The sequence below is a fragment of the Bifidobacterium sp. LH_558 genome (assembly GCF_056356295.1).
Genome location: NZ_JBKETZ010000002.1, coordinates 183,527 through 200,627, shown reverse-complemented (window position 1 = coordinate 200,627; position 17,101 = coordinate 183,527). Strand labels below are relative to the sequence as shown.

At 62.1% G+C, this 17,101-nt stretch carries 15 protein-coding genes, 1 tRNA gene and 1 pseudogene; 11 read left to right on the top strand and 6 right to left on the bottom strand.

Annotation, left to right across the window (positions count from 1 at the left end; all coding sequences use genetic code 11):
* Positions 1-354 precede the first annotated feature (354 nt).
* The 5 genes from AC1AV0_RS03680 (at position 355) to AC1AV0_RS03660 (ending at position 4,565) form a co-directional block, all read left to right on the top strand.
* Positions 355-792 (top strand): hypothetical protein, encoded by a 438-nt coding sequence (locus AC1AV0_RS03680; protein WP_476571211.1) that lies wholly within the window; start codon positions 355-357, stop codon positions 790-792.
* A 221-nt stretch (positions 793-1,013) separates the two neighbouring features.
* The gene (locus AC1AV0_RS03675) at positions 1,014-2,237 is read left to right on the top strand and encodes a putative ABC transporter permease (RefSeq protein ID WP_476571209.1); all 1,224 of its coding nucleotides are present in this window, start codon (positions 1,014-1,016) and stop codon (positions 2,235-2,237) included.
* 268 nt (positions 2,238-2,505) lie between these two features.
* Entirely contained in the window at positions 2,506-2,784 is a 279-nt protein-coding gene (locus AC1AV0_RS03670) for an Lrp/AsnC family transcriptional regulator (protein ID WP_476571207.1), read from the top strand.
* Between the two features lie 318 nt (positions 2,785-3,102).
* Positions 3,103-3,178, top strand: a tRNA-Lys gene (locus AC1AV0_RS03665).
* Between the two features lie 1,114 nt (positions 3,179-4,292).
* Complete coding sequence (locus AC1AV0_RS03660; protein WP_476571205.1) at positions 4,293-4,565, top strand: hypothetical protein; 273 nt, start codon at positions 4,293-4,295, stop codon at positions 4,563-4,565.
* Between the two features lie 222 nt (positions 4,566-4,787).
* Here AC1AV0_RS03660 and AC1AV0_RS03655 read toward each other — a convergent pair whose 3' ends face one another.
* The 3 genes from AC1AV0_RS03655 to AC1AV0_RS03645 are packed head-to-tail and all read right to left on the bottom strand — an operon-like array spanning position 4,788 to position 6,278.
* Entirely contained in the window at positions 4,788-5,087 is a 300-nt protein-coding gene (locus AC1AV0_RS03655; RefSeq protein WP_476571204.1) for a hypothetical protein, read from the bottom strand.
* Positions 5,084-5,347 carry a toxin gene (locus tag AC1AV0_RS03650; RefSeq protein WP_476571202.1) on the bottom strand — a complete coding sequence of 88 codons (264 nt, stop codon included), beginning with the start codon at positions 5,345-5,347 and terminating at the stop codon, positions 5,084-5,086. Before AC1AV0_RS03650 ends, AC1AV0_RS03655 begins: the two co-directional genes overlap by 4 nt.
* A gap of 10 nt (positions 5,348-5,357) precedes the next feature.
* Complete coding sequence (locus AC1AV0_RS03645) at positions 5,358-6,278, bottom strand: hypothetical protein (RefSeq protein WP_476571200.1); 921 nt, start codon at positions 6,276-6,278, stop codon at positions 5,358-5,360.
* A 100-nt stretch (positions 6,279-6,378) separates the two neighbouring features.
* On the opposite strand from AC1AV0_RS03645, the gene AC1AV0_RS03640 reads away from it, so the two are divergent.
* Positions 6,379-6,540: a hypothetical protein gene (locus AC1AV0_RS03640; protein ID WP_476571198.1), complete on the top strand. Its 162-nt coding sequence runs from the start codon at positions 6,379-6,381 to the stop codon at positions 6,538-6,540.
* A 340-nt stretch (positions 6,541-6,880) separates the two neighbouring features.
* On the opposite strand, the gene AC1AV0_RS03635 is transcribed toward AC1AV0_RS03640, so the two are convergent.
* Entirely contained in the window at positions 6,881-7,915 is a 1,035-nt protein-coding gene (locus tag AC1AV0_RS03635) for a glycosyltransferase family 2 protein (protein WP_476571196.1), read from the bottom strand.
* 243 nt (positions 7,916-8,158) lie between these two features.
* Positions 8,159-8,774: pseudogene (locus AC1AV0_RS03630) on the bottom strand (TetR/AcrR family transcriptional regulator); the annotation flags it as partial.
* A 61-nt stretch (positions 8,775-8,835) separates the two neighbouring features.
* On the opposite strand from AC1AV0_RS03630, the gene ftsY reads away from it, so the two are divergent.
* The 4 genes from ftsY (at position 8,836) to AC1AV0_RS03610 (ending at position 14,442) form a co-directional block, all read left to right on the top strand.
* Entirely contained in the window at positions 8,836-10,059 is a 1,224-nt protein-coding gene (ftsY, locus tag AC1AV0_RS03625) for a signal recognition particle-docking protein FtsY (protein WP_476571194.1), read from the top strand.
* A gap of 514 nt (positions 10,060-10,573) precedes the next feature.
* On the top strand, positions 10,574-11,863 hold the full coding sequence (locus tag AC1AV0_RS03620; RefSeq protein ID WP_476571193.1) for an ammonium transporter: 1,290 nt from the start codon (positions 10,574-10,576) through the stop codon (positions 11,861-11,863).
* 1 nt (position 11,864) lies between these two features.
* Positions 11,865-12,203, top strand: coding sequence for a P-II family nitrogen regulator (locus AC1AV0_RS03615; protein WP_072727117.1), 339 nt, complete (start codon positions 11,865-11,867; stop codon positions 12,201-12,203).
* Positions 12,204-12,633: 430 nt separating this feature from the next.
* Complete coding sequence (locus tag AC1AV0_RS03610; protein WP_476571625.1) at positions 12,634-14,442, top strand: [protein-PII] uridylyltransferase family protein; 1,809 nt, start codon at positions 12,634-12,636, stop codon at positions 14,440-14,442.
* Between the two features lie 123 nt (positions 14,443-14,565).
* Here AC1AV0_RS03610 and AC1AV0_RS03605 read toward each other — a convergent pair whose 3' ends face one another.
* A complete protein-coding gene (locus AC1AV0_RS03605) occupies positions 14,566-15,912 on the bottom strand; it encodes an MATE family efflux transporter (protein ID WP_476571191.1) in 1,347 nt (448 codons plus the stop codon).
* 447 nt (positions 15,913-16,359) lie between these two features.
* Here AC1AV0_RS03605 and AC1AV0_RS03600 point away from each other — a divergent pair, with 447 nt between their 5' ends.
* Entirely contained in the window at positions 16,360-17,097 is a 738-nt protein-coding gene (locus AC1AV0_RS03600; RefSeq protein ID WP_476571190.1) for a LytR/AlgR family response regulator transcription factor, read from the top strand.
* Positions 17,098-17,101 lie beyond the last annotated feature (4 nt).

Below are 17,101 nucleotides of genomic sequence, written 5' to 3'. Positions count from 1 at the left end.
GCGTTAAGTGATCTGCATACGAGTGAACCGCACCGGCCCGGCTGCCCGCTGGGGTTGGCCGGGGCGTGCCCTGCGAGCTTCACCGATGGTTTCCGGACGTTTGCTGAATGCTTGCTGGATGTGATGAGGTCACACCACCATCCTCCGCTTGGGGGTGATGATGATTCCTCGCCGGTTCCGGTTGTATCCAGCCATCGCCCTCCGCGTGGGACGATGACTACACGCACCAAAGTGACTGCTCCGCATTCGGTCACCGCCCTCCGCATGGGGTGACGGGGCCGTGCGAAGGTCGCTCCCGCCGAACCACCTGGGTCAGGGCTAGACTGTGAGGGACGAACTCACAAAGGACATATCATGGCGAATGCGATGAAGCATGACAACAACTATCTGCGCCAGCAGCGGGCGGCCACCGTCTCCTTCCAGAAACGCACGCCGGAGCGCGTGCTGATCTGGGCCGGATCCCTTTACCTTACGGGCATGGCCGTGGTGCTGGTGCTCGGCAGCATGGGGGTGATCCCCTCCGCGGACGGCACGCTGGTCGGCGGAGGCCAGGTCGGGTACGTGGCGCTGTACGCGCTCGCCTCCATCGCCGTCGCCGCGGTGAGCACCTTCGTGGCGTTCAAATACATCGTTCCGGGCCATCCCAACCGCAAAGTGGTGTATTGGCTGGTATTCGTGCTGGTGTTCTCGTTGGTCACCTTCGATACGTTGTCGCTGATCGTGTTCGCCGTCGCGCTCGGCTTCTACGCCACCCGCGACCGCAAGCCCAAAGGCAACCCCGCCAAGCGCTAGCGCTAATCCCTATCCAATGTCAGTGCCGTTGCCGATTGGGCGGCCGTTGTTGCATACGCGCCCATAGCGCCGGCACTGAGTCCGGTGCTGGTCGCGTCGGCGGTTGGCAGTCCGTCGGCCTGCCCCGCTGCCCCGCCGTCCTGTCTTTCGCGCGATAAGTCGCCGGCCCTGGGCGAGGTCTTCCGTCGGCGGCGAAAGGCAGCCTGATAGCCTAGTGGATTATGAGTGAAGTGACGAACCAGGGTGCCGCCGAGGCCGACGTGAACGGCGACGGCGTGATCGATATCGACGACAAGCGGCTGCCGTTGGCGGCCCGCATCTACGGCGTGCTGGTGCTGCTCAACGGCATCATGACGTTGCCGGCCATCGTGCTGTCCAGCCTGTACGCGATCCGCGAGCTGCTTGCCGGCCGCATGCACGTGGACTTCATGGACCTGACGTTCATGCTGACCGTGGCCGACACCGCCCTGCTGGCCGTGAACGCGACCTGCCTGATCATCTTCGGTGTGCTGCTGTTGCGCAACAAACGCAAGCACGCCGCGCGCTGGGCCTACACGCTGATGCCGCTCACCATCGCCGAGGCGATGTTCTCGCTCGCCCTGCAAGGCATAGGCGGAAACCTGATCATGCCCACGATCCAGCTGGCGATCCTCGTGACCATCTCGATCGTGGCGGACCCGGCGCTGCATGAGGAACGCCGCCTTCGCCGCACCCTCAAACGCATGGACGAGCGCGACAACTACTGGGACGCCGTGCGCACGGGCATGCTCGGCCGCGACCAGAGTGGCAAAGGCTATATCTCGCTGGACTTCTTCAACGTGTTCTGGCTGTTCCTGATCGGCTGCGTGTTCGGCTTGGTGATCGAGACGATCTACCATTACATCCTGTTCGGCGAATATGAGGACCGCGCCGGGCTGCTGTGGGGCCCGTTCTCGCCGATCTACGGTTTCGGCGCCGTGATTCTGACCGCCTGCCTCAACCGCCTGTGGCGCGCGAATCCGGTGGCGATCTTCTTCTCCTCCGCGGTGATCGGCGGCGCGTTCGAATGGTTCGTCAGCTGGTTCATGGAAGTGGCGTTCGGCATCACCGCGTGGGATTACACCGGCCAATGGCTGTCGATCGGCGGTCGCACCTCCGGCAAATACATGTTCTTCTGGGGTGTGCTGGGCCTGTTGTGGGTCAAGCTGATTCTGCCGTGGCTGCTGTGGCTGATCAACAAGATCCCATGGCAGGTGCGCTACTCGCTCACCACGCTCTGCTTCGCGCTGATGGTGGTGGACTGTGTGATGACGCTGATGGCGCTCGATTGCTGGTTCACGCGCGTCTCCGGCGAACTTCCCGACTCGCCCATCACCCAATTCTTCGCCGACCATTTCGGCAACGACTTCATGACCGACCGCTTCCAGACGATGAGCATCGACCCCACCAAGTCCGGCCGCGCGTAGTCGTTTAGCAGGTGAGGCTTTCGAGCAATAGGTTGTTTCGGCCCCACCAAGTCTGTTGCGACCCCGCCAAGTCGAGTCGCGCGTAAACGTTTCATCGAACAGGCGGAAGTGCGGCCCGCACTCTGGCCGAGTCCGTTCGTGCGCGGGCATGGCGGGCATGGTGAGTGTTGGCAAGTTGGTGTGAAGGGCGTCCGAACTCATGCGGAAACGCAGAACGTCCGCCTATAATGAGTGCTGGCGGAATGAATGACGGAACAAAGGAGTTGTTATGACGAACGCAATCGTGCTGATTGATGTGGTCAGTGGCAAGGTGAACGAGGTCGCGCAGGCGATCGCGGACATTCCCGGTGTGCGTGAGGTGTATTCGGTGGCCGGCGACATCGACCTGGTCGCGGTCGTCTCCGCCGCGGACCATGACGCGCTCACCGACGTGATTCCCGGCGGCATCGCCAAGGTCGACGGCGTGACCCGCACCCGCACGCTGATGGCGTTCAAAACCTACTCCGGCAAGGAGATGGCCGCCGCCTACGAACTCGGCCTCGACTGAGTTTGGCGAGTCCGCGCCTTGGCTCTGTCTTCATAAGCCCGGCGAATGGTACGGGACGCGTACCGTGTTGCCGGGGCCTTAGTCCGGTCCGCATGGATCCGGCATGATCGCGATGCGGCTTCGGCTAAGTTTGGTGGGGCCTCGCCTCAGCCCTGTCCGCATGGGGCCGGCGCAGTCGCGGCGTAGCTTCGGTTGAGTTTGGTGAAATCGCGCCTTAGTCCTGTCCTCGTGGGCTTGGCATAATCGCGGCACAGCCTCAACTGAGTTTGGCGTGTCTCACGATTCGTTGTACAATATCCCACTGGTGCTACGCACCGTGCCCCTCTAGCTCAACGGTTAGAGCAGCGTCCTTTTAAGTCGTGGGTTGTGGGTTCGAATCCCACGGGGGGTACCAACACCACTCGCTGAACGGCGGAATCTCAAGAAAACGAGATTCCGCCGTTCGTGTCTCACTGGCAATTAAGGGGCGTGACCCATCATTTACCCATCGCATTCAATAGCAAAATGCAAAATGGCTGAATGCCGTAGTTGTGGGTTATAGACCAAATTGTGCGTCTGGCGGTTCTTGGTATTCGGTGGTGTCGGGTATCGGGGGCGAAGTTCCATATCGCCCGGGCGGTTCCAATCATCTCTTGGGCGGTTCCAATACCGCTCGGGCGGTTACCGGATTGGGGATTCCTCGTTGCCGGATCATTCATCGAAATCAAGAATGGCGGAGTTTCAACGTTTTTGACTCTTGTTGCGAATAGACGGCAAGGGATGCGCATAAACGTCAACCGCCCGAAGGGTATTGGAACCGCCCGAGAGATGGCGAAACCGCCCGAGAGATGATGGAGCCGTCCGAATGGATGGCGTGACCGCGGGTTATAGGCCAAATTGTGCGTCTGGCGGTTCTTGGTATTCGGTGATGTCGGGTGTGGGATTCGTTCCGGTCGATGCCGGTGCCGTACCGGTTGGGATACCGTTCTTCTTCGTCCTGCCGCCGCACGCCGGGGGCAATGGGATCCTCATGCCATCCAGAGAACCACTTTCGAACCCCGCGCACGCCAACCGGGACAGCGCCTCAGGCGCGTTTCCGGACACACATTCCGGCCGGCCTCAAAACGGTGCGCCACATTTGAACGCCCCGGAACCCAACCGGCACAACGCCTCACAGGCCATTCCGGACACACATTTTGACCTATAACCCTAGACGGAATCGCTCAGCCGTGGGTGTCGCGCCCACAACTGCCTCCATGGTGGAAGCGGATGGATCGGTCGAAGTCGGGCTTAGGGGGCATCGTGAGCATCCTTACTCGTTTCCAAGCGTCGGCAAGCGTGACGTTTTCAAATGGCTGAATTCAGCCTCCCCTCTATTTGAATCGTTGATATACCACCGTTTCGACTGTTTTCAAATGGGTGGATTGTGACGTTTGAATTCTCGGAGGAGGGATTAGCGCTATGCGCGGGAAGGTGCCGGCTGGAGGGGGTATCCGTGGGCCTGTCGCGTCGATGCTAGGATTTGAGTCATGGCAGACGATTTTGAGGTGTTCATCAACCGGCTTGTCGCGGTGTTGGAGGCTAACGGTCTTCGGGATAGTGGGCGGACTGTGAGGTTCGCCGCGCTCGGCGCGGGCGAGGACGAGGCCGCGTTGGAATCGGCCGCCATGTGTCTTATCCGCAACGGCATCGTCCTTCCCGACGACCTGATGACGGAGTTCGGCTATGAGGTCGAGTTCTGGGACAATGACGCGCTGTCCGAACTGTATGACGACATGAGGGCGATGGCGAACGCCTCGTAGCCATCACGTCGAATGATTCATAGCCAACGGGCCATCCGGAACGACTGCCTCATGATGGGCTTCGGCGTCACATGCAATCAGGCATGTAGATATTCGTTTTGCTGCTCGACTCCATGCCTCCCGTTGACTGTCATCCAAAGGAGCTGTCGCCCGTATGTAATACAGGCTTTCTTTTGTTTCTTCATGAAACGCCTCGGGGCTCAATCCCGGAGGCGTTTCGTTCTATGTTGTGGCCAGGCCCTTGTCAATCAGTTCGCGCACTGCGTCGCTTCTGGTGAGTTGGCGCTGTTGCCGATATGCCTCGATTCGCTTGTCGCGCTCGTCATCCAGTCGCACGCGTATGACGTTCGAGGCACGGGAAGATCCGACGGATAGCGGTCTGCCGACCGGTCTGGCGGTGGCCGCGGCCAGTTGCCGGTCCGAATATCCTTGTTGTGCTTCCTCGGAGGCTTCCTTGAGCATCCTTGCTTCGGCCGTGTCAAAGTCGTCGGCTGAAAGCAGCCGGTACTTCTTGTCGCTCATCGTCCTCCTCCTTCCAGGAGCTTGACGTATTTGGTGCGCATGCGCATGGCGTGGATAACCGCGTCCCCTTGCGAGGTGCGTACGGTGACGACCTCCAGAGGGATGCCTTCGGGCGAGATGCCGAGATGCAGAATCTTAAGCGGTTCCTCCTCTATGGCGAGAGACATGATCGGGCGTTCGATGACGTACAAGGCATCGTCTGGATTCACCCCATGTTTGAGGGCGGATCGCAATACGATTTCCGGAATATTGTACCACATAATTACGTTCCTAGGGATTCGTTCCTGATGACGACGGTCCATCCGCTCGCTGCTGTTCGAGGATGGCGAGGCGAAGTTGGGTGACGAATGTGTTCCATTTGGTTTCGTTGTTCATGGTCTCCGCGTTGGCGGTGAAGTTCCGCCAGTTGATTGCCGTCAGAGCGGTTCGTCGTTCCTCGTCGCTTTCCCATTGCTCGGCGTGGTGCCGCCCCGAATATTCGATGCCGATGCGCAGCCCGGGTATCGCCATATCCAGATAGACGGTTTTGCTTTCGCTGATCGCCACCGGATGATTGACGACAAGCCCCTGCAACTCGGGCACCTTGGTGTTGATGAGTTGGATGCGCATTCGTGACTCCATGGAGGAGTCGGTATTCTCTCTCATGTACAGAAGCGCTCTCTCGCAATTCTCGCGCCGTCGGAACTTCTGAGGCAGCGCGTCCAATAGGTCGGCGAAATCTTGGATGCTATAACGGTATTGCACCGCATTGCGCCGCATCAGCGAGTCCGCCAAGACGATGAGCTCGCCTCCGTTGAGGTAAGCCGCCATTTGCGCCCATGTGAGCAGTGGATGGGTCATGGTGATGTTCGGGCAGATTTTGATCGGCGCATAGGTGTCTCTGCATTCGGCGCTCATCGACGCGGTGCTGATTCGCTGGAACGAATGGTACTGGGCATCCTTGCATTGGGAACGATTGCCCTTGGTGGGTACGACGAGGTGGAGGCGCTGGTCGTCGAGTCGGGGACGGTGGTCTGGTTCGACGGTGTTGAGCAGGATGGGGACCTCAATCATCGCGATGCGCAACGCGGTGGTCAGGCAGCATTCGGTCGCGCTTCTCCGTCGCTCATGGAAGCGCCTTAGCCGGTCCTCTTCGCGCATGCTCAGTTCGATGAGTTGGCGATTGGCGAAAGATGTCGTTGGTGTGCTCATTGCGCCAATGTAAACCGACCTGTTTGGTATGCGCTAGCGGCTTCGAAAACTGGTGGACGGCGGTGCATAAATCGGCGTAATCCACCGAAAAATGGTGAATGTGGATAACGGATGCCGCGTTGTTTTGCAAGGGTTGAGGGAAAGCCATGATGATATCTGGCTCGACGGCATCCGGCTGGTGGTGTCCGGTTCGGTGGCGTGGTTCCGCTATGAAGACGGTGTTGTTGGTTCGCCGCGGCGTATCGATGTGACTCTGTTGTGACAGCGTGTCGTTGTGGTTCGCCATTGCTTGAAGTGGTCAGGGCTCTTCGCTATTGGCCATTATCCGCGGGCGGTTCTAATCCTTTTCGGGCGGTCTTGGACTCTTCCGGGCGGTTCCGGTTTTCTTACGGGCGGTTCCAATCTCCTACGGGCGGCTGGCCTCTCATGCAATCAGGGTGCACGGCAAATATCAGATCAGGCAAAACGTTGGAAAATCAACGTTTCTAAAACCTTCCGCCAGCGGGTGGGCCGCTCATCGCCTGAAGGGCAACCGCTCAAGACGGATTGGAACCGCCCGTAAAGGAATAGAGCCGCCCGAGACGAATCGGAACCGCCCGAAATCAGTTGAAACCGACGATGCGTTCGGCGACGCGGTATCCCCAGCGGATGATGAAGCGTCCCACCGAGCCGGGCAGATTCAGCGCGCGTGAGGTGATCTTGCGACGCACGTCACGGCCGATGGTCGGCGAATACTCGCGCATGTCGGCCCACAGCTGGTCCTTCTTCGCGTAGTTCTCCTTGTCGCGCGAGAGGATCAGGAACACACTGGTCACCGAGCTCTGAATCGCCAGGAAGTGAATCATGTAGCGGTACAGGCCATCCGGCACGGTGCCGCGTTCCGGCGTCGCCTCCGTCATGATGCGGTTGATCAGGCGCAGCTGGTCGACACGGCGAATCATCACATCGGTCTGCACGCTCTGCCCGTCGCGGCCGATGAAATAGTGGTAGAACGGCGTATCCACGTACATCAGCGTCTTGACCCACGGGAACGGCTGGTAGGCGTAGATGAAATCCACATAGAAGGTGTGCTCCGGCAGCTGCATGCCCGAAGCGCGCACCACGTCGGTGCGGTAGATCAGCGCGTGCATCAGAATGTATTCGGCCAGTCCGAAATGACCCAGATCGTCCCAGCTGAGCACCGCGCCGGACTTCATCGCATGGCGGAAGTTCACCACATGCTTGCGCCGCTTGCCCACCTTGTCATAGACGTAGTTCACCACCACCATGTCGACGGGCGATTCGGACGTGGTCTGCGCGCGCAGCACCTCCATCACCTGTTCCAGCGATTCGGGTCCCACCCAGTCGTCCGCGTCCACGACCTTCACGTACGCGCCGCGCGCCTCGGCGATGCCGTGGTTCACCGCGCCGCCGTGGCCGCGGTTGTTCTGGTGGATGGCGCGCACGATGCCGGGCATGCGCCGCTCGAAGGTGTCGGCCAGTGCCGCCGTCCCGTCCGACGAGCCGTCGTCGACGATCAGCACTTCGATGTCGTCGTTACGGCTGGCTGCGGTCAGTGAATGGACGCATCGTTCCAGATACGCCTCCATGTTGTATGCGGGCACCACAAAAGTAAGCGTCTTTGCCGGGGTCTGCATGCGGCCTTTCCTCACAAACGGTCGACGGTGGTCAACTTGACTATTTTCTCTTTCCGAGACCATAGGGTACACCTCAGGCGGTACCCCGAACAGGGAAACGCACAATCTGCCTCCCTGAATTCACATTCGGCATCCCTGATTCCTCCCTGAGTGTCATCTGGAAGGCCGGATGCGGGTCCTACTCGTCTGCCGCAATGTCAGCGGCCGCCTCCGCGTCCGTATCGGTCTGCTCCTTGTCCGCCGCGCGCTTCGCCTTGACACCCTCGAAGCGCAGCTGCGGCTTGGAATCCAAACGGGACAGGCCATGCCAGGCGAGGTCGACGATATAGGCGGCGAGCTGCTCCTTGTTCACCTTCGGCCGGTCGGCCCAATACTGCCCGGTGAACACGGTCATGCCCACCAGCATCTGCGCGTAATACGGCACGCCCTTGGGCGAGAGCTTCTGCCGTTTGAACGAGGCGGTGAGCAGATCCTCGACCCGCACGCTGATGTCGCCCAGCAGCGAGCTGAACGAACCGGCCGGATCGGTGCTCGGCGAATCGCGCGAAAGCACTTTGAAACCCTCCGCGTTCTCCTCGATATAGGTGAGCAGCGCCAGCGCAGTGCGCTCCACGATCTGCCGCGGATGCGCCGTCGTGTCGCCCAGCGCGGCGGTGAGCGTGCCGGTCAGCGCCTGCATTTCGCGATCCACCACCACGGCGTACAGCCCCTCTTTGCCGCCGAAATGCTCGTAGACGATGGGCTTGGAGACTTTGGCGTGCGAGGCGATCTCCTCGACGCTCACCGCTTCGAAGCCTTTGTCGGCGAACAGCGAGCGGCCGATGCGGATGAGTTGTTCACGCCGTTGCAGCGAAGTCATACGGGAAGCGTTTGCCATGCGCCCAAGTGTAGTCGGCACTGTGCCGCGTAGACTGGAGGGCATGGATACTATGAATATTCTCGCCATTGTGGGCGTGGTTGTTATCGCTGTCGTATTGATCGGATTGTGCGTGTGGTTCAGCGGTTCGCGCAAGCGCGCGCTCGCCAAATCCCAGCAGGAGGCCGAGGCCCGTACCGAGCAGGCCAAGGCGAAGGCCGACGCGCTGATCGAGCAGGAGCGCAAGGCTCAGGCCGATGAGGACGCTGACGCTGGCACCGGAGGTCAGTCGGATACCGAGAGTGCGGATGAGTCCGGTGATGATGCCGAGGCCCCCGTCCCCCCGCAAACGGAAACCCCGGAATCCGTGGGTTCGCGCCTGACCCGACTGAAGGCGAAACTCGCGCAATCCTCCAATCCCTTCGGCAAGGCGCTGTTCTCCATCCTCACCAAAGACAATCTTTCCGAATCGGATTGGGAGGAAGTCGAAGACACGCTGCTGCTCGCCGACGTGGGCGCCGAGGCCAGCGGACAGATGGTCGACGAGCTGCGTGCCGACGCGCGCATCACCGGCAAAGCCGATCCGAACGAGGTGCGCGCGACCCTGCGCGAGAAACTGCTCGACATCGTGGGCCGTGACACGGACCGCAGCCTCAACGCGAACAAGCCCGACGCGAACAAGCCGTCCGTCATCATCATGGTGGGCGTGAACGGCACCGGCAAAACCACCACCGCCGGCAAGCTCGCCCGCCTGTTCGTGGCCGACGGCAAGCAGGTGATGATGGGCGCGGCCGACACCTTCCGTGCGGCCGCCGCCGACCAGCTCGAGACGTGGGGCGCGCGCGTCAACGTGCCCGTGGTGCGTTCCGACAAGGACGGCGCCGACCCGGCGTCCGTGGCCTTCGAAGCCAGCGCGCGGGCCAAGGAGGAGGGGGCCGACGTGCTCATCATCGACACGGCCGGCCGTCTGCAGAACAAGTCGAATCTTATGGACGAGCTGGGCAAGATCCGCCGCGTCACCGAAAAGAACCTGCCCGTGGACGAGGTGCTGCTGGTGCTCGACGCCACCACCGGCCAGAACGGCATGGCGCAGGCCAAGGTGTTCGCCGAAGCGATCGGCATCACCGGCGTGGTGCTCTCCAAGCTCGACGGCTCCGCCAAGGGCGGCATCGTCGTCTCCGTGCAGAAGGAGCTCGGCGTGCCGGTCAAACTCGTCGGCCTCGGCGAAGGCCCGGACGACCTGGCCCCCTTCGACCCGGAAGGCTTCGTCGACGGCATCCTCGCCTAGCCTTCGCCGTGTCTCTCGTTCAGCCCTCCGCCTCGTCATCCTGAGCAGAAGCACTCACTAGCCTTTCCTCGTCATCCTGAGCGGAGCGCAGCGGAGTCGAAGGATCTCAAGGAACGAGAGATTCCTCGACTCCGCTCGGAATGACGGGTGTTGGCTCGGAATGACGGGTGTCCGTTCGCGAAGGCAAGGTGCTCGCTCGGAATGGCGATGAGCGCCCGCGATGAACGGATTGTGGACGCCGGCAATAACGTAATAACGCCCCGAATCATATTCGAAACATGATTCGGGGCGTTTTCGTATTCCCCGTAATTTCGCCGTTTTGCGCATCGCCATCCGCCGCCGCGGGCCGAAAAAGGGCCGAAAATGCTTAACAACCGCGTAACTTGTCGTAACGAAATCAAAACGCGTCGGGCGTTCACTGCCAACTGTTAGCCCGCAAGAGCTGCAGAATGAATAACCCGAGACGTCCGACCGGTTGCCCAGCCGGGCGCGAACATAAGAGAGGGAGGTAGACATGTTGGATTCCGGAAATACCGCTTGGATATTGACTTCCGCATCCCTGGTTTTCCTCATGACGCCTGGTGTGGCGTTCTTCTACGGCGGCATGGTGCGAGCCAAGGCCGTACTGAACATGCTGATGCTTGAGGCGGCCGCGCTGTCGGTCACCATGCTTATCTGGACCCTGTGGGGTTGGTCCATCGCCTACGCCGGCTCCGACATCGCCGGCATCTTCGGCGATCCGGCCGCCGGATTCCTGCTGCGCGACTCCATGGTCGCCGAGGATGGCGTCTTCACCGCCACCGGCCTGAACGGCAACAACTATCCGGTGAGCGTGGACGTGGCCTTCCAGGTCGCCTTCGCGATGATCACCGTCGGCCTGATCTGTGGTGCCATCGCCGAGCGCGTCAAGTACAGCACCTGGATGATCTTCGTGGCCCTGTGGGTCACCTTCGACTACGCGCCCATGGCCCACATGGTCTGGAACGGCGGTCTGCTCTCCGCCGACGGCGCGATCTCTCAGGCCATCGGCGCCGCGGCCCACGACTTCGCCGGCGGCACCGTCGTGCATATCAACGCCGCCGTCGCCGCGCTGATCATCGTACTGATCATCGGCAAGCGCAAGGGCTTCGGCACGCAGCCGTTCCGCCCGCATAACGTGCCCTTCGTGATGCTCGGCGCCTTCCTGCTGTGGTTCGGCTGGTTTGGCTTCAACGCCGGCTCCGCCTTCGCCGCCAACGGCACCGCCGGCTATGCCTGGGTCTCCACCTCCGCCGCCACCGCGGCCGCCATGCTCGCCTGGGGCTTCACCGAGAAGATCCGCTCCGGCCACTACACCGCCATGGGCGCCGCCTCCGGTATGGTCGCCGGCCTGGTCGCCATCACCCCGGCCGCCGATGTGGTCTCCCCGCTGTGGGCCATCGTGATCGGCGCGATCTCCGGCATCCTGACCTGCCTCGCCTGCGGTCTCAAGTTCAAGTTCGGCTATGACGATTCGCTCGACGTGGTCGGCGTGCACGGCGTCGGCGGTCTGGTCGGCACCGTTCTCATCGGCTTCTTCGGCCAGGGTACCGGTCTGCTGGCCGGCGGCGACTGGCGTCAGCTGGCCGTCCAGGTGGTCATCGCTCTGGTGGCCATGCTCTACTCCGCCGTGATCACCGCGATCATCGCCTTCGCGCTCGAGAAGACGATCGGTTGGCGTGTCACCGAAGCCCAGGAGATCGGCGGCATCGACCTTGCCGACCAGGGCGAACGCGCTTACGATTTTGCTGGTACCGCCAGCTCCGTCCTCAAGGAGGTGAAGTGAGATGAAGCTCATCACAGCCATCATCCAGCCCCATAAACTCGACGACGTCAAGGAGGCCCTCGCGGCCGCCGGCGTGCACGGCCTGACCGTGTCCGAAGCGAACGGCTACGGCCGTCAGCGCGGCCACACCGAGGTCTACCGCGGCGCCGAATACACCGTCGATCTGATTCCGAAGATCCGTGTGGAAGTGCTGGCCGACGACGCCGACGCCGAAACGCTGGTCGGCGTGATCGTCAAGGCCTCCGGCACCGGCACCATCGGCGATGGCAAGGTGTGGGTCGCCCCGCTCGACTCCGTGACCCGCGTGCGCACCGGCGAGACCGGCTCCGCCGCGATCTGATAGGCCGTCCGAGTCCCTAAAGGATTCGGGCTATCAATAGACCATCGGCTCCCGTGTGCACATTCCACGCGGGAGCCGATCGCATATTCGGCCGGTGCGTGTTTTGGATCGCCGGCGCGATGTTCCCACTGCTTTGCGTTTTTACGCAAGGCGGTGATGGTCCAATCTGCGTTACGGGTAGTGGATTTCGACCTCTGCGGACATCGATCTGCGTTACGGGTAGTGTGCTTATGCGTTGTTACGTACTATCAACGTTGATATTTGGCCGATTCTAAATGAGAGGACGCCAAAGACACACTACCCGTAACGCAGATCGATGTCCGCGACGCTCATAATCCACTACCCGTAACGCAGATAGCAGAGCGACAATTGTGTATTGAATCGAAAGGAGTGGCCGGTGTCGGCAGTGGATGGGTTGAAGCAGCGCTTCATGTCGATGAGCCAGCCGGACAGGGACGGCGTGTACCGCGACGGCGCGGCCAAACGCCAAGCGCGCACCGCACTGGCGATGGAATGCCTGCGCGAGCTGTGGCATGAGGCCTGCGAGTCCGTCGCATTCGACGTGCCCGCCTTAGGCGTGGGACTCGCCGCCGTGGGCTCGCTCGCCCGCGGGCAGGTCGGCCCCAGCTCGGACCTCGACCTGGTGCTGATCTACGAGCCGCATACGTTGGGCGACGCCCAAATCAACGAATTGGCCAACAAACTCTGGTATCCGCTCTGGGACAGCGGACTCGACCTCGACCATGCGGTGCGCACCCGTGCACAATGCGAGTCGGTCACCGACCACGACCTGCCCGCCGCCATGGGATGGCTCGACGTGCGCGCCGTCGCCGGCGACGCGGAACTCATCGAATCCACCTCCGCCTCAATCCTCGAACGATGGCGCAAAGCCGCGCGCAAACGCCTACCCGAACTGCTCGACTCGGCCTCCTCGCGACTCAATGAATTCGGCCGTCTGCCCTACATCAACCAGCCCGACATCAAAGAGGCGCGCGGCGGTCTGCGCGACACGGTACTCGTCTCCGCGCTCGCCGCCTCATGGCTGGCCGACCGCCCGCACGGCGTCTACGACGAAGCCGTGGAGCGCCTGCTCGACGTGCGCGATTGCATTCATGTGGCCGCGGGCAAGGATACGAATCTGCTGCTCGCCCCCTATCAGGCGCAGGTCGCCGCCATGCTCGGCCTCGCCGATCCGACCTGGCCCGAAGCCGAGCGCGCCGCCTACGCGATCGACGATCTGCAGACGCTGCTGGCGCGCATCGGCCGCCGTATCGCGTTTTCGCTCGACTCCACCGCCTCCCGCGCCGAGCATTCGTTGGTGCATGAGAAGCCCCGGTTCTCGTTCTTCCAGATCATGTCGCCGCGTGGGGGCGGCCGCCGCGAAGCCCCGCAATTCGAGTTGGTCGCGCCCGGCGTGGCCAAGCATGAGGGCGAACTGGTGTTGGCGCCCGGCACCGAGCCGTCGCGCGACGCCACGCTGGCATTGCGCGTGGCCGTGGCATCCGGCGAAACCGGATTGCCGATCAATCCCTCCACGCTCGCGAATCTCAAACATTGCCCGATTCGCGACAGCCAATGGACACAGGAGTCGCGCGCGCTGTTCCTGCGCCTGCTGGCCTGCGGGCCGGAGTTGATGCGCGTGTGGGAGGAGATCGATTTTGTGGACCTGCCCGGCCGTTGGATTCCCGAATGGCTGGGCGTACGCAACCGCCCGAGCGCGTCGGCCGCGCACCGCTACACCATCGACCGCCACAGCGTCGAAGTCGTGTCTCGTCTCTCCCAGTCCCGTGAGGAAGCGTATGACGACCGCCATTATGCCGCGCTGCTGTTGGCCGGACTGTTGCATGATGTGGGCAAACGCGCGTTCGTGCGCGACCACGCCGCCGAAGGCGCGCGTCATGTGCCGGTGATTCTGCGGCGTATGGGTTTCGATGAGGATATCGTGGGCTGGGCCACGCTGCTGACGCGCGAGCATCTCACGCTGTCTGACTTCGCCACGGGCCGCAATCCCAATGATCCCGCGGTGGGGGAGGAGCTCGCCGCGCGGCTCGACCACGACCCCGTCTTGCTGGACATGCTCTTCGACCTGACCCGCGCCGACGGCTCCTCGTTGGGGGCGACCGCGGGCGAGTCCATCACCAAGCAGTACGGCTGGAGCGCTTGGCGAGAAAAACTGGTAACCGCCATGTACAACGCCGCGCAGCGAGGCATTCGCACCCGCTCTGAATCATCCCGATAGCCCGAATATCGAGTTTGGTGTGTGCGGCTTTCCGGAGTTGGCCGTGTAAAACGATTGATTCGCGAGTTTGGTGTGGAAAAACGGCCTCGTTTCAAGAATCCGACACACCAAACTCGTTGTGGGCTACATCCAGCGGTCGGTGCGGGCCCGAGCGCCGTTGAATACTGCGCGAAGTCCGATGAAGATCACGTTGATGATGGCCCACACGGTGATGGTGCGCAGCATATCAAGGCTGAGCGGCGTGCCATTGAGCAGTCCGCTCGAGGCGATCCACGCATCCACCGCGCCGGCCCCGAACAGGCACGGCAGATACACGGCCGCGGTGATCAGGCAGGTCGCGGCGAGATACCGGTAGTCACCCGCGCCGATCAGAATGCCGTCCAACGCCCACATCCAACCGCCCAACGGCAGGAACACGGCCAGTGTGACCATGCCGGTGGCAATCAGCTGTTGGATCGCGGGATTCGCACTGAACAAGGGTGCGGCCAGCGCACCGACGAACGCCAATGCGAGGCCGATGATCACCCCGCCCACCAATCCGGCGCGTGCGGCCGCCGAGGTCATCTGCCGAGCCGAATCACGCCGTCCCGCGCCCAATTCGGTGGCGACCAGCGCCTGGCCTGCGATGCCAATGGCGTCAAGCATGTTGATCACGAAATTCCAGCTCGAATTCACGGCCTGATAGGCGGCCAGCACCTGGTCGCCCATGCGCGCGGCGAGCATCACCGTGGCGACCATGCAGGCGCGCAAGGCCAGCGTGCGCAGGAACAGGGGAGCGCCGTCGCCCGCACTGCGCAGAATGCCGCCCAAGCGCGGTCGAACGCTTGCGCCATCCGCCCGCGACCAGAGAATCGCCGGCACCACCAGAAACACGCCCATAAACCATTGCGCGATGAGCGTCGCCACGCCGGAGCCGACGATGCCCCAACCGAATGCGAACACGAACAACAGATCCAGCACGGTGTTCACGATGGCGCCGGCCACGGCGGCGATCAACGTGATGCGCGCTTTCTGCAGTCCGCGGAAAATGCCGTTGGCCGCGTAGACGAGCAGCATGCCGGGCAGTCCGAACACGATGGCGCGCAGATATCCAACCGCGTTGGCGAGCACGTCGCCGCGTGCGCCCATCGCCCAGCACAGGGGTTCGGCTGCCGCGAACAGCACCGCCGACACCACAACGCCGATGCCGAGCGCCAGCCACAGTCCGTCGATACCCGCTTCGAGCCCTTCGCGGCGGCGGCCCGCGCCGATGAGTTTGGCGACCTGGCTGGTGGTGCCGTACGCGAGGAACACGCACAGCCCCACGGTGGTGAGGATGATGGTCGAGCCGATGGATAGTCCCGCCAGCGCGGAATCGCCGACATGCCCGACGATGGCCGTGTCGATGAGAATGAACGCCGGTTCGGCGATCAGCTGCCCGAACGTCGGGATCGCCAGCGCGAGGATACGACGGTTGATATTCACGTTCACGAGCCTAGTCCACATGGAATATGTGGGAAGGGTTCCGGCCATTCCGGGCGGTTTCCCGCGCTCCAAATACCACGGGTGTGGATGTGATGCAAGTACCCGCTGGGGACGCTTGAGGTTATCCCCAAGTTATGCACCAAGTTATCCCCATTGTGTGGATAATTCACTAGGTTATCCACACGCTTATCCCCATCATGTGGATAACTCACTTTTCTATCCACATTCCTCCCCGCGCGTGTCGCCTGTGGATATCCACACATGGTTGGGCAAACGTGTCGAACGAGGGTTACGGGTGGGCCTCGTTCGTGTGCGGCGGGTGTGGTCCGCCGCGCGATTTCGATAATGAAAAACGCGATTATGACATCAACGTCCGCATTTTTGCCATCAATGACCTCGTTTGATGCATGGGCTCGTATATTCATAACCAGAGAGGAAAGGGGGTGACAGTGTATGTATACGTTGGCCATTGTTGACGACGACCGGTTGCAGCGCGAGGCGCTGGCCGACACTGCGAAACGAGTGGGCGCCGAGGTCCTCGGCCCCGGCGTCGCCGTCCTGACGTTTTCGGGCCCCGACGAACTGGAACGCCATCTCGCCGAACATGCCTCCCGACATCTGGATATCGTGCTGATGGACATCGCGTTGCGCGACGGCGACGAAACCGACCCCGACGCCACCACCGGCATCGACGCGGTCCGCCGCCTCTTCCCGGCCTCCTGCGGCACGCAGGTGATTTACGTGACCGGCCATATCGAATACTGCACGCGCGTCTACGCCACCGACCATGTGAGTTTCCTGCTCAAACCCGTGCGCGAATCCGACCTGCGCGACGCGTTGACGCGCGCCGCCGCCCGTCTGCGCGAGCAATCGGAATGCCCCATCCGCATCCGCGTGGGCAAAACCGAATATTCGGTGACGCCCCGAGACATCCTCTACGCGGAAAGCCGCGGCCGCATCTCGCGCATCCACACGGAGCACGGCGTCATCGAGTCGTATCTCAAACTGGACGAGCTCGCTGCGCGCCTGCCCTCGCGTTTCGTGCGCAGTCACAAAAGCTATCTGGTGAATCTGGCGTATGTGTGGCGCTTCCAATCCACGCAGATGGAACTGTCCAACGGAGCGACGGTTCCGGTGAGCCAACGCAAGGCGATACAGGCGCGTGAGGCCTTCCTCGCCTACGTGAGGTAGCGGC

Coding starts and splice junctions, on each gene's coding strand:
- AC1AV0_RS03680 (WP_476571211.1), top strand. CDS start 355: ATGGCGAATGCGATGAAGCATGACAACAACTATCTGCGCCAGCAGCGG.
- AC1AV0_RS03675 (WP_476571209.1), top strand. CDS start 1,014: ATGAGTGAAGTGACGAACCAGGGTGCCGCCGAGGCCGACGTGAACGGC.
- AC1AV0_RS03670 (WP_476571207.1), top strand. CDS start 2,506: ATGACGAACGCAATCGTGCTGATTGATGTGGTCAGTGGCAAGGTGAAC.
- AC1AV0_RS03660 (WP_476571205.1), top strand. CDS start 4,293: ATGGCAGACGATTTTGAGGTGTTCATCAACCGGCTTGTCGCGGTGTTG.
- AC1AV0_RS03655 (WP_476571204.1), bottom strand. CDS start 5,087: ATGAGCGACAAGAAGTACCGGCTGCTTTCAGCCGACGACTTTGACACG.
- AC1AV0_RS03650 (WP_476571202.1), bottom strand. CDS start 5,347: ATGTGGTACAATATTCCGGAAATCGTATTGCGATCCGCCCTCAAACAT.
- AC1AV0_RS03645 (WP_476571200.1), bottom strand. CDS start 6,278: ATGAGCACACCAACGACATCTTTCGCCAATCGCCAACTCATCGAACTG.
- AC1AV0_RS03635 (WP_476571196.1), bottom strand. CDS start 7,915: ATGCAGACCCCGGCAAAGACGCTTACTTTTGTGGTGCCCGCATACAAC.
- ftsY (WP_476571194.1), top strand. CDS start 8,836: ATGGATACTATGAATATTCTCGCCATTGTGGGCGTGGTTGTTATCGCT.
- AC1AV0_RS03620 (WP_476571193.1), top strand. CDS start 10,574: ATGTTGGATTCCGGAAATACCGCTTGGATATTGACTTCCGCATCCCTG.
- AC1AV0_RS03615 (WP_072727117.1), top strand. CDS start 11,865: ATGAAGCTCATCACAGCCATCATCCAGCCCCATAAACTCGACGACGTC.
- AC1AV0_RS03610 (WP_476571625.1), top strand. CDS start 12,634: ATGTCGATGAGCCAGCCGGACAGGGACGGCGTGTACCGCGACGGCGCG.
- AC1AV0_RS03600 (WP_476571190.1), top strand. CDS start 16,360: ATGTATACGTTGGCCATTGTTGACGACGACCGGTTGCAGCGCGAGGCG.